13 protein-coding genes and 4 tRNA genes are annotated in these 12,877 nt (G+C 62.5%); 8 read left to right on the top strand and 9 right to left on the bottom strand.

Annotated elements, in window-relative coordinates; translation table 11 throughout:
• Positions 1–35: 35 nt before the first annotated feature.
• From A11A3_RS12755 to uvrY, 6 genes are all read right to left on the bottom strand, one after another.
• Positions 36–122: transfer RNA gene (locus A11A3_RS12755), tRNA-Leu, on the bottom strand.
• Positions 123–145: 23 nt separating this feature from the next.
• Positions 146–219 (bottom strand) — tRNA-Cys (locus A11A3_RS12760).
• A gap of 51 nt (positions 220–270) precedes the next feature.
• Positions 271–346 (bottom strand) — tRNA-Gly (locus tag A11A3_RS12765).
• 93 nt (positions 347–439) lie between these two features.
• The gene (gene pgsA, locus A11A3_RS12770) at positions 440–1,024 is read right to left on the bottom strand and encodes a CDP-diacylglycerol--glycerol-3-phosphate 3-phosphatidyltransferase (RefSeq protein ID WP_008929727.1); all 585 of its coding nucleotides are present in this window, start codon (positions 1,022–1,024) and stop codon (positions 440–442) included.
• 112 nt (positions 1,025–1,136) lie between these two features.
• Complete coding sequence (uvrC, locus tag A11A3_RS12775; RefSeq protein ID WP_008929728.1) at positions 1,137–2,963, bottom strand: excinuclease ABC subunit UvrC; 1,827 nt, start codon at positions 2,961–2,963, stop codon at positions 1,137–1,139.
• 60 nt (positions 2,964–3,023) lie between these two features.
• Complete coding sequence (gene uvrY, locus A11A3_RS12780) at positions 3,024–3,677, bottom strand: UvrY/SirA/GacA family response regulator transcription factor (RefSeq protein WP_008929729.1); 654 nt, start codon at positions 3,675–3,677, stop codon at positions 3,024–3,026.
• A 211-nt stretch (positions 3,678–3,888) separates the two neighbouring features.
• Here uvrY and A11A3_RS12785 point away from each other — a divergent pair, with 211 nt between their 5' ends.
• Genes A11A3_RS12785 through A11A3_RS12795 form a run of 3 tightly spaced genes read left to right on the top strand, consistent with a single transcriptional unit; the run spans position 3,889 to position 6,856 of the window.
• The gene (locus A11A3_RS12785) at positions 3,889–5,562 is read left to right on the top strand and encodes a carbon starvation CstA family protein (protein WP_008929730.1); all 1,674 of its coding nucleotides are present in this window, start codon (positions 3,889–3,891) and stop codon (positions 5,560–5,562) included.
• Positions 5,562–5,840: a cory-CC-star protein gene (locus tag A11A3_RS12790; RefSeq protein WP_008929731.1), complete on the top strand. Its 279-nt coding sequence runs from the start codon at positions 5,562–5,564 to the stop codon at positions 5,838–5,840. Before A11A3_RS12785 ends, A11A3_RS12790 begins: the two co-directional genes overlap by 1 nt.
• Positions 5,840–6,856 carry an ArsA family ATPase gene (locus A11A3_RS12795; protein ID WP_040297188.1) on the top strand — a complete coding sequence of 339 codons (1,017 nt, stop codon included), beginning with the start codon at positions 5,840–5,842 and terminating at the stop codon, positions 6,854–6,856. The genes A11A3_RS12790 and A11A3_RS12795 overlap by 1 nt, the downstream gene beginning before the upstream one ends.
• 110 nt (positions 6,857–6,966) lie before the next feature.
• Here the strand turns inward: A11A3_RS12795 and A11A3_RS12800 are convergent.
• Positions 6,967–7,054 (bottom strand) — tRNA-Ser (locus A11A3_RS12800).
• A gap of 144 nt (positions 7,055–7,198) precedes the next feature.
• Here A11A3_RS12800 and A11A3_RS12805 point away from each other — a divergent pair.
• The 5 genes from A11A3_RS12805 to A11A3_RS12825 are packed head-to-tail and all read left to right on the top strand — an operon-like array spanning position 7,199 to position 9,873.
• A complete protein-coding gene (locus A11A3_RS12805) occupies positions 7,199–7,876 on the top strand; it encodes a Bax inhibitor-1/YccA family protein (protein WP_040297181.1) in 678 nt (225 codons plus the stop codon).
• The gene (gene tusD, locus A11A3_RS12810; RefSeq protein ID WP_008929734.1) at positions 7,876–8,265 is read left to right on the top strand and encodes a sulfurtransferase complex subunit TusD; all 390 of its coding nucleotides are present in this window, start codon (positions 7,876–7,878) and stop codon (positions 8,263–8,265) included. Before A11A3_RS12805 ends, tusD begins: the two co-directional genes overlap by 1 nt.
• Positions 8,258–8,575 carry a hypothetical protein gene (locus tag A11A3_RS12815; protein WP_008929735.1) on the top strand — a complete coding sequence of 106 codons (318 nt, stop codon included), beginning with the start codon at positions 8,258–8,260 and terminating at the stop codon, positions 8,573–8,575. Before tusD ends, A11A3_RS12815 begins: the two co-directional genes overlap by 8 nt.
• Positions 8,575–8,829 carry a hypothetical protein gene (locus tag A11A3_RS12820; RefSeq protein ID WP_008929736.1) on the top strand — a complete coding sequence of 85 codons (255 nt, stop codon included), beginning with the start codon at positions 8,575–8,577 and terminating at the stop codon, positions 8,827–8,829. The genes A11A3_RS12815 and A11A3_RS12820 overlap by 1 nt, the downstream gene beginning before the upstream one ends.
• 54 nt (positions 8,830–8,883) lie before the next feature.
• Positions 8,884–9,873, top strand: coding sequence for a glycosyl transferase family protein (locus A11A3_RS12825; RefSeq protein WP_008929737.1), 990 nt, complete (start codon positions 8,884–8,886; stop codon positions 9,871–9,873).
• Between the two features lie 289 nt (positions 9,874–10,162).
• Here A11A3_RS12825 and cysG read toward each other — a convergent pair whose 3' ends face one another.
• Both cysG and serS read right to left on the bottom strand, forming a co-directional pair.
• Positions 10,163–11,548 (bottom strand): siroheme synthase CysG, encoded by a 1,386-nt coding sequence (gene cysG, locus A11A3_RS12830; protein ID WP_008929738.1) that lies wholly within the window; start codon positions 11,546–11,548, stop codon positions 10,163–10,165.
• A 32-nt stretch (positions 11,549–11,580) separates the two neighbouring features.
• On the bottom strand, positions 11,581–12,867 hold the full coding sequence (serS, locus tag A11A3_RS12835; RefSeq protein WP_008929739.1) for a serine--tRNA ligase: 1,287 nt from the start codon (positions 12,865–12,867) through the stop codon (positions 11,581–11,583).
• Between the last annotated feature and the right edge of the window lie 10 nt (positions 12,868–12,877).

A 12,877-nucleotide genomic window follows, 5' to 3' on the forward strand; every position in this document is an offset into this window, starting at 1 on the left:
GAAACAAAAGGAAAGAAGATGTATCAACAAGCGGATGGTGCCCGGGGCGGGACTTGAACCCGCACGACCCAAGGGTCAACGGATTTTAAGTCCGTTGCGTCTACCAATTTCGCCACCCGGGCGGTGACCGTGCGGGTCAGTAGATTGGAGGCGCGGGTCGGAATCGAACCGGCGTACACGGAGTTGCAGTCCGCTGCATAACCACTCTGCCACCGCGCCTTAACTGTCTACCAAGAAAAAACCTCGGTGGAACCGAGGTTTAGGAAATCTTGGAGCGGGAAACGAGATTCGAACTCGCGACCCCAACCTTGGCAAGGTTGTGCTCTACCAGCTGAGCTATTCCCGCTTTGCTACAAGAAGCATTGCTCCGTTGCGGGGAAGAATTCTACCCATCGGCCCCGGAGTGTCAACCCTGTTTTGTCCTGTTTTTTCTGTATTTTCAGGACTTTGACTGACTTTTGAGCAATTCCGGCGCCGCTGCCCGCAGATAGGACATCATGGACCACAAAGTCAGCCCGGTTGCCACATACAACAGACCATAACTCAGCCACAACCAGGGTGTCATGACAATATCGCCATGGAAATCAAACGCCGGCTTCTGCGCCAGCAACAGGGTAATCGCCGACATCTGCGCCACGGTCTTTATCTTGCCAAGCTGGCTGACGGCCACCCGCGCCCGCTTGCCCAGCTCCGCCATCCATTCGCGCAGGGCGGAAACAGTGATCTCCCGGGAGACGATGACCATGGCCGGCACCGCCAGCCAGGCGGTGGCATGGACCTGCACCAGCATCACCAGCGCCACACCGACAATCAGCTTGTCGGCCACCGGGTCCAGAAAGGCACCAAAGGGGCTGGTCTGGTTGAGACGGCGCGCCAGATAACCGTCCAGCCAGTCGGTGATGCCCGCAGCCAGAAACAGGCCGGCGGCACAGATATGGCTGCCCTTGAACGGCACATAGTAGACAAGAACAAGAACGGGAATAGCCAGAACGCGGATCAGGGTGAGGATATTGGGAAGATTCATCAGGGGATTCGCTTGGCGCATGGCTACTACCGATTCGCGTGAACAAGCCCACAGTATAACGGAAAGTGGCCGCCACCTCATTGCCGATTACAGGCAAATGACGGCATCTGCCCTATTCGTGGAACCAGTGATAAAGGGTCTCGGCCATTTGTACATTGATACCGGGCACCCGCGCCAGTTCGCTGACCGAGGCATTACGCAGCTGTTTCAGGCCGCCGAAATGGGTCAGCAGGGCCTTGCGTCGCTTGGGCCCGATGCCGGGAATTTCGTCCAGCCCGGATTGTCGTCGCGTCTTGCCCCGCCGCGCCCGGTGGCCGGTCAGTGCAAAGCGGTGGGCTTCGTCACGGACCTGTTGAAGCAGATGCAGGCCGGCGTGGGCAGGCCCCGGCACCAGTTCACGGCCATCCGGCAGATACAACACCTCCAGCCCCGGCCGGCGGCTGGGGCCCTTGCCGATGCCCATGACCAGCATCTGCGACTCAAGCTGCAGTGAGCAGATCACCTCCCAGGCCCGTTGCATCTGCCCCTTGCCGCCATCGATCAGCAGCAGGTCCGGCAGCCGTCCCTGCTCCTTGACGACTCGCTGATAGCGACGGGTTACCGCCTCTTCCAGCGCTTCATAGTCATCCCCGGCCGCCGTGGGGCTGACATTGAAATGGCGGTAGTCGCTCTTGCGGGCGCCCTGCTGATCGAACACGACGCAGGAGGCCACGGCTTTCTCCCCCTGGGTGTGGCTGATATCGAAGCACTCGATCCAGCGCACCGGCTGATCGCGCTCGAGCAGTTGTTCCAGAGCCATGAACCGTGCCTCCAGATGCTCCCGGGCGGCCAGGTCCGCATCCAGTGACTGACTGGCATTGGTGGCGGCCATTTCCAGCCAGGCGGCACGGTCCCCCCGCACTCGCCAGGCCAGGCGCACCTTGCGGCCCCACTGCTGTTGCAAGGCCTGCTGCAGGGCCTGCGCGCCGGGCAATTCATCACTGAGCAGAATTTCCTGGGGAATCACCGCGTCATCGCGTTCACCCAGATAATACTGGGCCAGGAAAGCTTCCAGAATTTCATTACGGTCTTCCTCGCCGCGGGTATCCGGCCGGAAGGTGCGATGGCCGAGGATGCGACCGTGGCGGATCATCAGCACCTCCACCACCGCCAGACCATGGCGCGTTCCCAGGGCCACCGCATCCAGGTCATTGCCCTGCCCGGTTTCCGCATACTGTTTCTGCTGCACCGCCTGAATCGCGGCCAGCTGATCACGCAACATGGCGGCTCGCTCGAATTCCAGCGCCTGGGAGGCCGCCTCCATCTCGGCACTGAGCTGCTCTGTCACCTGTCGGCTGCGACCATCCAGAAAATCCATCGCCATCTTCACCTGGCGGCCGTAATCCTCGTCACTGACCAACCCCACACAGGGCGCCGTACAGCGGTTGATCTGATGCTGCAGACAGGGCCGTGTGCGGTTGCGAAAGAAACTGTCACGGCAGTTGCGCACCCGGAACACCTTCTCCACCAGGGCAATGGCCTCACGCACCGCCCCGCCACTGGGGTAAGGCCCGAAATACTGACTACCGGCACGACGGGTGCCACGATGAAAGGTGACACGCGGAAAACGATCGGCGGTGGTGATACGGATATAGGGATAGGATTTGTCGTCACGCAGCAGAATGTTGTAGGGCGGGCGCAGCGACTTGATCAACGACTGTTCCAGCAACAGTGCCTCGGCCTCACTGCCGGTTACCGTGGTTTGCACCTCGGCGATACGGGCCACCAGCGCCCGGGTCTTGACGCTGGAAACGTTCTTCTGGAAATAACTGCTCAGCCGTGCCTGCAGGTTGCGCGCCTTGCCCACATACAGCACCGCGCCGGCCTTGTCGTACATGCGGTAGACACCCGGCTTGCGGGCGCAATGCTGAAGAAAGTGGGCGGAATCAAAGGCACTCACGCGGGCATGTCCTGGCGGTCAAAAGCGTTATTGTAACAGCCGCCGGCGAGGGCCAAAACGTCAGGCGGTGTGCAACTCCGAGGTATCAAGCATGCCGTGGCGCACGGCCAGCAACACCATTTCCACATCGCTGGTGACACCCAGCTTGTCGAAAATACGGTAACGGTAGGTGTTGACCGTTTTCGGAGACAGGCACAACTTGTCGGCCACGTCCTGCACCTTGTGACAGCTGACAATCATCATCATGATCTGCAGCTCCCGCTCGGAGAGCAGGTCGAACGGCGAGGTCTCGTCGCCGGTGTAGGGCTTGAGCGCCATGGCCTGGGCAATTTCCGGGCTGATATAGCGCTGGCCGGACACCACCACCTTGATGGCACGCAGCATTTCATCCAGCGCCGCGCCCTTGGTCATGTAGCCGGCGGCGCCGGCTTTCATCAGCCGCGACGGGAAAGGTTCTTCCTCGCACATGGTTACCGCGATCACGCGGATACCATCATCCACCCGCAATAGCTTGCGCGTGGCCTCCAGACCACCGATGCCCGGCATTTTCAGGTCCATCAGCACCACATCCGGTGACAGCTCCCGGGCCAGTTGCACCGCCTGTTCACCGGAGCTGGCCTCGCCGACGACTCGTATGCCGTCCACGTCATCCAGCATGCGGGCAATCCCTGTCCGAACCAGATCGTGATCGTCGACCACCAGTACCTTGATCATGACTACTTCCCCCTTGAGTACATCCCTTGTGCTCAATGTCTTGTCGTTAATGTGACAACAAGCCTAGCGCCCGCAACGGCCAATGCCTAGGGTCAGTTTTCCACGGTGACCATTCGCCTTTGGTCGCGTTGACGCCGGACCCCATGCCGGCCAAAGATAGCGGATACTGTCAGTGCCGGCTGACCCTTGACGCAAAGACAAGGACAAAACAATGAGTGCCATCATTCTACTCCTCCTCGGCCTGGGCGGCATGGCCGCAGGCTATTTTCTCTATTCACGCTTTATCGCCGAAAAGATCTACCAGCTGGATCCGGATTTTCGCACCCCGGCCCATGAATACGAAGACGGCGTCGACTTCGTGCCGACCAACCGTTACGTGCTCTGGGGTCACCATTTCACCTCGGTGGCCGGCGCCGCTCCCATTGTCGGGCCGGCCATTGCCGTGATCTGGGGCTGGCTGCCCGCCTTCCTGTGGGTGGTCTTCGGTACCATCTTCTTTGCCGGCGTGCATGACAGCGGGGCTATCTGGGCCAGTGTGCGCAATCGCGCCAAATCCGTGGGCGCCCTCACCGGGGAGGTGGTCGGCGGCCGCGCTCGCAGCGTCTTCATGATTGTCATCTTCCTGGTGCTGCTGATGGTCAATGCGGTATTCGGCGTGGTGATCGCCAAACTGCTGATCAACAATCCCGGCGCGGTGGTTCCGGTCTGGGGTGCCATTGCGGTGGCGCTGGTGATCGGCCAGTTGATCTACCGGCGAATTATCGGCCTGGGCATCGTCTCCATTGTCGGGGTGGTCGCCCTGTATGCGCTGATTTATGTGGGCCCGCAGGTGCCGGTCTCCCTGCCCGATTCCTTCATGGGCCTGTCCGCCAGTGCCAACTGGATATTGTTGCTGTTTGCCTACGCCGCCATCGCCTCGCTACTGCCGGTGTGGATGCTGCTGCAACCGCGGGATTACATCAACGGGCTGCAACTGTTTGTGGGCCTGATCCTGCTTTATGGCGCGGTATTGCTGGCCAACCCCACGGTGGTGGCGCCCATGATCAACCACGACGTGCCGGCCGGAACGCCCTCGCTGCTGCCGTTACTGTTCGTGACCATCGCCTGTGGCGCCATTTCCGGTTTCCATGGCCTGGTCGCCTCCGGCACCAGCTCCAAGCAGCTCAACCGGGAAACCGATGCCCGTTTTGTGGGCTACTTTGGTGCCGTGGGGGAAGGCGCGCTGGCGTTGGCATCCATTCTCGCCGCCACCGCCGGCTTCGCCAGCCTGGCGGACTGGCAGGCAGTCTATACTGCGTTCGGCTCCGGCAGCCTGACGGCTTTCGTGGACGGCGGCGCGGCTATTCTGGCCAATGGCCTGGGGCTGGATGCCAGCGTGGCGGCCACCCTGCTCACAGTAATGGCCGCCCTGTTCGCCGGTACCACCATGGATACCGGCCTGCGCCTGCAGCGCTACATCTTCCAGGAATGGGGAGAAATCTATCAGCAAAAATGGATGGGCAAACCCTTCCCCGCCACCCTGCTGGCGGTGATCAGTTGTTTGCTGCTGGCCTTCGGTGCCGGCGGCGCGGATGGTTCCGGCGGCCTGCTGATCTGGCCCCTGTTCGGCACCACCAACCAGTTGCTGGCCGGGCTGACCCTGCTGGTGATCACCATCATGCTGGTGCGCCGTGGCCGACCCGCCATCTACACCCTGGCACCGCTGGTCTTTCTGCTGGTCATGACCCTGGCGGCCCTGCTGATTCAGCTCAAGCAGTTCTTCGAGCAATCGAAATGGTTCCTGCTGGGCCTGGATGCGGTGGTGCTGGTGGCCGCCATTCTGGTGACGCTGGAATGCGTGGCAGCACTGAAACGCAGTCGCCAGGAAAGCACCGGAGAGGCCTGATGGGACAGCGCCTTACACAGACTCGCCAGTGGTTTCGCCGGCTCAACGCCGGTATCGCCACCTACTACAACGCCCCCTATCGCGCCGCCATCGCCCGGGCCCGGCGCGACGAAGAGGATCTGTTCATGCTGCTGGTCTTTGCCGAAATGATGGGCGTGCCCAACCCGGCGGCCTGGAGCACCCTGGAACTGCAGCCCCTGTTGATGGAGCGCTTCCATGACTGGCATACCCGCATGGGCATGGAACGCTCGCCCCTCGATCATTTTCGTTGCTGCTGATGCTGGATATTGACGCCCTGCTACTGCACAAGCGGCTGCTGATGGTCGGCGGCAAAGGCGGCGTGGGCAAGACCACCAGCGCTTCGGCGCTGGCGGTACGGGCCGCGTCCCTCGGTCGCGACGTGCTGCTGATCTCCACTGACCCGGCCCACAGCCTGGCCGACGCCTTCGAACGCCCCATCGGCGGTGAAGCCGTGCAGCTGGCCGCCAACCTGTCAGCCCTGGAGCTGGACCCGGAGCAGGAGGTCGATGCCTACCTGGACCGGGTCAGTGCCCAGATGCGCCGTTTTGCCGGCCCGGACCAGGTCCATGCCCTGGAGAAACAGCTGCGCCTCAACCGCCAGGCCCCGGGCGCCCAGGAAGCGGCCCTGCTGGAGCGCCTGGCCCACCTGATGGAAGATGGACTGCTGCGCCACGACCTGCTGATCTTCGACACCGCACCCACCGGCCACACCCTGCGCCTGTTGAGCCTGCCGGAAGTGATGGCGGCCTGGACCGACGGTTTGCTGCGCCACAATGACCGGGCGCGCAAACTGGGCCAGGTACTCAATCACCTGACCCCGGGCAAGGATCTGGACAGCCCTCTACAGGACCCCGGCGAACACGCCGGTGCCGACCTGGACCCGCGCAGCCGTGAGCTGGCTGACACCCTGCTCAAGCGCCAACGGCTGTTCCACCGCACCCGACGCCTGCTCTGCGACAGCGAGCGCAGCGCCTTTCTGTTCGTGCTCACCGCCGAAAAGCTGCCGATTCTGGAAACCCGCCGCGCGGTGGATGCTCTGCGTGAAAACCACATTCCCGTCGCCGGCGCCTTGGTCAACCGGCTGCTGCCAGACGCGGCGGACGGGGATTTTCTGGCCAAACGCCGGCGCCAGCAGGACAAATACCTGGCGGAAATCGAGCAGGTACTGGGCAAACTGCCGCGCCGGCCGGTGCCATTACAGGAAGAAGATGTACAAGGACTGGCCGCACTGGAACGCTTCGGTGAAATCATCGGTGGCGGCAAGCGCGTTTAGAGGCATTAGCGAAGCCCCACTGTGGCAGCCAGCTCGCTCGAACCCGGTGGTCTCTCATCATCCGCCCTCGGCCAAACAAAAAAGGCGCCCGTTTGGGCGCCTTTGTTGTTTGGCGGAGGGGGTGGGATTCGAACCCACGGACGGTCTCCCGTCGACGGTTTTCAAGACCGTTGCTTTCGGCCACTCAGCCACCCCTCCGGAAGGCAGCCATCATACCTGAGAGTTCTTCACAGTCAACGCTGTGACGTGCAACATTTGTGCAATTAACTTCCTGTTTTACACCTTGATTTTGGGGCCCTCGCCCTTATGATCTGAGTAACAATTCTCAACCTTGGTGTGATCATGAATAACCGGATGGACCCATACGCCGTTTCCCACAGTCAGGCAACCTCGGTACGTGGCGAACAGGCCGCCAGAGTACTGAAAAATACCTACATGCTGCTGGGCCTGTCATTGATGGTGGCCACCGGCGCCGCCTGGTTCGCCATGGTCAACCAGATCAGCTATATCAACCCGTTGATGACCATTCTGGTCTACTTCGGCCTGCTGTTTGCCACCAACGCCCTGCGCAACAGCGCCTGGGGCATTCTTGCCGTGTTCGGCCTGACCGGCTGGCTGGGCTTTACCACCGGCCCGATCATCAACATGTATGCCCAGGTTCAGGGCGGCATGGATATTGTTACCCTGGCCCTGGGCGGCACCGCCGGCATCTTCGTGGTGATGAGCGCCATTGCACTGGTCACCCGCAAGGACTTCAGCTTCCTGACCAACTTCATCATGACCGGTATTCTGGTGGCTTTCCTGGCCAGCCTGGCGGGTCTGTTCTTCCAGATTCCAGCCCTGCATCTGGCTGTCTCTGCCGCCTTCGTGCTGCTGTCATCCCTGCTGATCCTGTGGCAGACCAGTGCCATCATCCACGGCGGTGAGACCAACTACATCATGGCCACCGTGACCCTGTTCGTGTCGCTGTACAACCTGTTCATGTCCCTGTTGAGCATCCTCAGCCTCGGCGACGACTGATGCGTTTCTCCCTGCTGGTGATGGCGGCGCCGGATTGCCCCGCCGCCCTCACCGCACTTCGCACCGCACAAATCCTGATCAACCACCCCGAGCACAGCCTTTACCGGCTGTTTTTTTATGGTGATGGCGTGTCGCTGGCCAATGCCCTGGCCTGGCGTGGTGACGACGATCAGGCCGGTGCGGCCCAGCTCTGGCAGGCGTTTGTTCGCGATCATGAGGTGGACGCCAGCGTCTGTGTGGGCGCCGCCCAGCGCCGTGGCGTCTGCGACGACAAACTGGCCAGCCAGCGACAGCGCCATGGCAATCTGGCCCCGGGCTTTACCCTCGCCGGGCTCGGCCAGTGGGCTGATGCCCAGAGGCAAAGCGAACAGGTGATCCAGTTTGGCTGATCTGACCCTCTACATCGCCACCGGTCCGTCTCCTCTGAGCAGCCGCTTCCAGGAAATGCTGGATATGCTGCTCACCGGCGCCGCCTTCGGTCAGCCCACGGCGCTGTGGCTCACCGACGGCTGTATCGCCTCGCTGGCGCTGGCCAGCCACGATGACAGCCTGGTCAATCTGGCGGATTTCGGCGTGCGCTGCCTGGCCAGCGAGCAGGCCCTGCAGGCGCATCCGGGGCTACCGCTGCCGGTGGAGCCGATGGATGATGACACCCTGGCCGCCCTGCGCGCCCAGGCGCGGGAAATACGGGTATTCTGATGATACATCTGCTGGGCTTCTCGCAACTGCACAGTGACCAGGGGCAAAGCTTCCTGGCGCTCTATGACGAGGGTGATATCTGCATCTTCACCGATGCGGGCCTGATGCTTGCTTCTACCCTGCCCCTGCGGGGTCCCGGTTACTGCCTGCAGCACCCGACATTGGACATGCCCGCCAGTGACTTGCCGACCCTGGACCACAACGCCATGCTGGATCTGCTGGCGGAACACGGCCCCTGCACCAGCTGGTACTGATTGCCCTGTGGATGGCTCCGCCCTCCAGGGCCGTCTCTGCTCATTGAGGAAACCATGACCGAACACGCCTTTGCGCCTTTTGTGCGTACCCTGGGGCGCGGCAAACGCGCCCGGCGCAGCCTGACCCGCGAGGAAGCTCGTGACGCCATGCAGGCCATTCTCGACGGCCAGGTGGAACCGGTGCAGCTGGGTGCCTTCCTGATGCTGCTGCGCGTCAAGGAAGAAACCCCGGAAGAACTGGCCGGCTTTCTGAATGCCTGCCGCCCCTATTGCTATCAGCGTCTGGCAGATTTGCCGCCGGTGCAGCTGGACTGGCCCAGCTATGCCGGCAAGAAGAAACACCACCCCTGGTATCTGCTGGCCACGGTGTTGCTGGCGGACCAGGGCATTCACACCCTGCTCCACGGCGGCCCGGCCCATACCCCGGCCCGCCATTACAGCGACCAGATGCTCATGCAACTGGGCCTGCCGGTGGCCAGCAATGCGCAAGAGGCTAGCGAGCATCTGCAACAGCAGGGCCTTGCCTACCTGCCACTGGAGCAGTTCTGCGCACCCCTGTCCGAGCTGCTGACACTGCGCTATTTCCTGGGGTTGCGCTCCCCCATCAACACCCTGGCGCGCAGCCTGAATCCGGCCCGGGCACCGTTGTCCATGCAGAGCGTCTTCCATCCGGCCTATATCGCCCTGCACCAGGGCGCCGCAGATCTGGCCGGTGACCGTGACCTGCTGCTGTTCAAGGGCGAAGGCGGCGAACTGGAAATCCGCCCGGATGCGCGCACCCAACTGTTTGGCATCCGCCATGGCCAGCCTCTGGAGAGCACCGAACTCGATAGCCTCATGCCGCGCCAGACGCCCCCCGGGACACCGGACGCCCGGGCGCTATTGGCCCTGTGGCGCGGTCAGCAGGACGAGGATTATGGCCGCGAGGCGGTGATTCAGACCGTGGCCGTGGCGCTGTGGGGCCTGGACAAGGCCGCCAGCCTGTCAGACGCCCGCGAACAGGCCCGCACGCTCTGGGACGAACGCAACAGGACCCGCCTTTGACGCTTTTATTGTAGGAGCCAGCCTGCTGGCGATTGCTACCACAGAGGTCACAGAGAGCACCGAATCGACAACCCCAAGCCCGATGTCTCGCCTAATGCTGCTCACATAACACTTGCTGGCTTTCAGGCAGGTCCCCTCTCCCGTTTACGGGAGAGGGACAGGGAGAGGGGCTAACAACCGCGAATTGAACAGTAACACCCGGTATCGCGGGCAAACCGCTAGCCATGGATCAACGGCACCCATCGGGACTTTCCGCCGGGAACGCTGTGCCCTCTGTGGTGAAACCCGATCAGGGTTTGAACCAGCCAAATTTCGGATGCAGGCTGACCACGCTGCCGACGATGATCAGGGTCGGCGCATGGATTTCCCGGCCTTCGATGGCATCCGGCAGGCTCTCCAGGGTGCCGGTGATCACTTCCTGCAGGTCGGTGGTGCCCCGTGACACCAGCGCGATAGGGGTATCGCCCCGGCGGCCATGGGCCATCAACTGATCACAGATCTGCCGCAGACCCACCAGCCCCATGTAGAACACCACGGTTTCGGTTTCGCTGACCAGGTGCTGCCAGTCCAGGGTCACGGTGCCATCCTGGCGATGGCCGGTGACAAAACGCACCGACTGGGCATGGTCCCGGTGAGTGAGCGGAATGCCGGCATAGGCGGCACAGCCACTGGCGGCGGTAATGCCCGGCACCACCTGGAAGTCGATGCCCTCGGCGACGATCAGATCAATCTCTTCACCGCCGCGCCCGAAGATAAAGGGATCACCGCCTTTCAGCCGGCAGACCTTCTTGCCCTGTTTGGCGTAATGGACCAGCAGCTCGTTGATGTTGTCCTGGGGCAGCGCGTGCTTGTCGCGGGCCTTGCCCACGTACACCAGCTCCGCATCCCGCCGCGCCAGATCGACAATACCCTTGCCCACCAACCGGTCGTAGAGCACCACATCCGCCTTCTGCAACAGGCGCAGGGCGCGGAAGGTAAGCAGATCGGGGTCACCGGGGCCGGCCCCCACCAGGTAGACTTCACCACGGCTCAGACGACTGGCGTCGGCCTGGTCGATGGCGTCGCTCAGCATGGCCTCGGCTTCGGAATCCTTGCCGGCAAGGACCTTCTCCACCAGCGGGCCATCCAGTGCCTGTTCCCAGAACAGGCGGCGGGCACCAATGTTATCGAGCTTGGCCTTGAGCGGCTGGCGAAAACGCGCCATCAGATCCGCCAGGCGCCCCCAGCGGGCCGGCAGGCTGGATTCCAGTTGGCTGCGCAGTTTGCGCGCCAGCACCGGCGAGGCGCCGGAGGAGCTGATGCTGATCAGCACCGGCGAACGGTCGACGATGGCCGGGAAGATAAAATCCCCCAGGGCCGGGTTGTCCACCACATTCACCGGTAGCCCGCGTTGCTGGGCCTGGGCGGCAATGTCGGCGTTGAGATCACGGTTATCGGTGGCACAGATCACCAGCGCCTGGCCGTCCAGATCCGCCGGTGCAAAGGCACGCTGCAGGCACGCACCGCCACTTTGCACCACAATCTCGCGCAGTTCGTCGCACACCTGCGGTGCCACCACGCTGACCTTTGCACCGGATCGGTGCAGAAGGCGCCCCTTGCGCAGCGCCACTTCACCACCGCCGGCCAGCAACGCGGGCTTGCCCTGAAGCCGCCAGCTGATAGGTAAAAATTCCATTGTTGCTCCCTGTTCCCCTGCCGGGAGCGTAATTACTGCAGCCGCTCCAGGCCTCTCATGTAGGGACGCAGTGCCTCGGGGATCGTTACCGAACCATCGTCATTCTGATAGTTCTCCAGGATCGCCACCAGTGTACGCCCTACTGCCAGACCAGACCCATTCAAAGTGTGTACCAGTTCGGGCTTGCCGGTTTCCGGATTACGCCAGCGGGCCTGCATGCGGCGCGCCTGGTAGTCACGGAAGTTGGAGCAGGAGGAAATTTCCCGGTAGCGCTGCTGACTGGGCAGCCAGACTTCGATGTCGTAGGTCTTGGAGGAGGAAAAGCCCAGGTCACCACCACACAGGATCACCACCCGGTACGGCAGATCGAGTTTTTGCAGGATGGCTTCGGCATGGCCGGTGAGCGCCTCCAGGGCGTCGTCGGATTCTTCCGCGCGAACCAGCTGCACCATCTCCACCTTTTCGAACTGGTGCTGGCGGATCATGCCGCGGGTGTCCTTGCCGTGGCTGCCGGCTTCGGAGCGGAAACAGGGGGTATGGCAGGCGTAACGGCGCGGCATGGTGTCCGCCTCGAGGATTTCGTCGGCGGCCAGGTTGGTCACCGGCACCTCGGCGGTGGGAATCAGGTACAGCTCGCGCTCACCTTCCATCTTGAACAGATCTTCGGCGAACTTGGGCAGCTGGCCGGTGCCGCGCAGGGCTTCCGGGCCCACTAGGTAGGGCACGTAGACTTCCTGGTAGCCGTGCTCATCGGTGTGGATATCCAGCATGAAGTCGATCAACGCCCGGTGCAGCCGCGCCAGGCCACCGTTCATGACCGCGAAACGGGCACCGGACAGCTTGGCGGCCCGCTCGAAGTCCAGCCCGCCCAGGCCTTCGCCCACGTCCACATGGTCTTTGGGTTCAAAGGCAAAGGTCTTCGGGGTGCCCCACTGGCGCACCTCCACGTTGTCTTCCTCGTCCTTACCGGCGGGCACCGCTTGCTGGGGCACATTGGGAATGCCCATGAGAAACTCACGAATCTCATCCTGGATGGCCTTGGCGCTGGCCACTTCCTGGTCCAGTTCCGCATCCAGGGTTTTCAGGGTCTCGGCCACCTGGGCCTTGGCCTGCTCCACGTCCATGCCGGACTTGATCAGTTCACCGACCTGTTTGGAGGCTTTCTTGCGTTCGGCCTGCAGCTCCTGGGAGCGTACATCCGCCTGTTTGCGCCGGGCATCCAGCGCGGCAAAGGCCTCGAGATCCAGTTCGTAGCCGCGCTTGGCCAGCGCCGCCTTGATCGCTTCGCCGTCCTGCCGCAGGGCGCGAATATCCAGCATGGTTGTTTTA

Origin of the sequence: Alcanivorax hongdengensis A-11-3, from assembly GCF_000300995.1 — a bacterium.
In the GTDB taxonomy this organism is placed as follows: domain Bacteria; phylum Pseudomonadota; class Gammaproteobacteria; order Pseudomonadales; family Alcanivoracaceae; genus Alcanivorax; species Alcanivorax hongdengensis.

What these genes read in the sequence shown, in the direction of transcription:
- A11A3_RS12795 (WP_040297188.1), top strand. Translation starts at nt 5,840, where the DNA reads ATGCTGGATATTGACGCCCTGCTACTGCACAAGCGGCTGCTGATGGTC.
- tusD (WP_008929734.1), top strand. Translation starts at nt 7,876, where the DNA reads ATGCGTTTCTCCCTGCTGGTGATGGCGGCGCCGGATTGCCCCGCCGCC.
- A11A3_RS12785 (WP_008929730.1), top strand. Translation starts at nt 3,889, where the DNA reads ATGAGTGCCATCATTCTACTCCTCCTCGGCCTGGGCGGCATGGCCGCA.
- uvrY (WP_008929729.1), bottom strand. Translation starts at nt 3,677, where the DNA reads ATGATCAAGGTACTGGTGGTCGACGATCACGATCTGGTTCGGACAGGG.
- pgsA (WP_008929727.1), bottom strand. Translation starts at nt 1,024, where the DNA reads ATGAATCTTCCCAATATCCTCACCCTGATCCGCGTTCTGGCTATTCCC.
- A11A3_RS12805 (WP_040297181.1), top strand. Translation starts at nt 7,199, where the DNA reads ATGAATAACCGGATGGACCCATACGCCGTTTCCCACAGTCAGGCAACC.
- cysG (WP_008929738.1), bottom strand. Translation starts at nt 11,548, where the DNA reads ATGGAATTTTTACCTATCAGCTGGCGGCTTCAGGGCAAGCCCGCGTTG.
- A11A3_RS12825 (WP_008929737.1), top strand. Translation starts at nt 8,884, where the DNA reads ATGACCGAACACGCCTTTGCGCCTTTTGTGCGTACCCTGGGGCGCGGC.
- serS (WP_008929739.1), bottom strand. Translation starts at nt 12,867, where the DNA reads ATGCTGGATATTCGCGCCCTGCGGCAGGACGGCGAAGCGATCAAGGCG.
- A11A3_RS12820 (WP_008929736.1), top strand. Translation starts at nt 8,575, where the DNA reads ATGATACATCTGCTGGGCTTCTCGCAACTGCACAGTGACCAGGGGCAA.
- A11A3_RS12790 (WP_008929731.1), top strand. Translation starts at nt 5,562, where the DNA reads ATGGGACAGCGCCTTACACAGACTCGCCAGTGGTTTCGCCGGCTCAAC.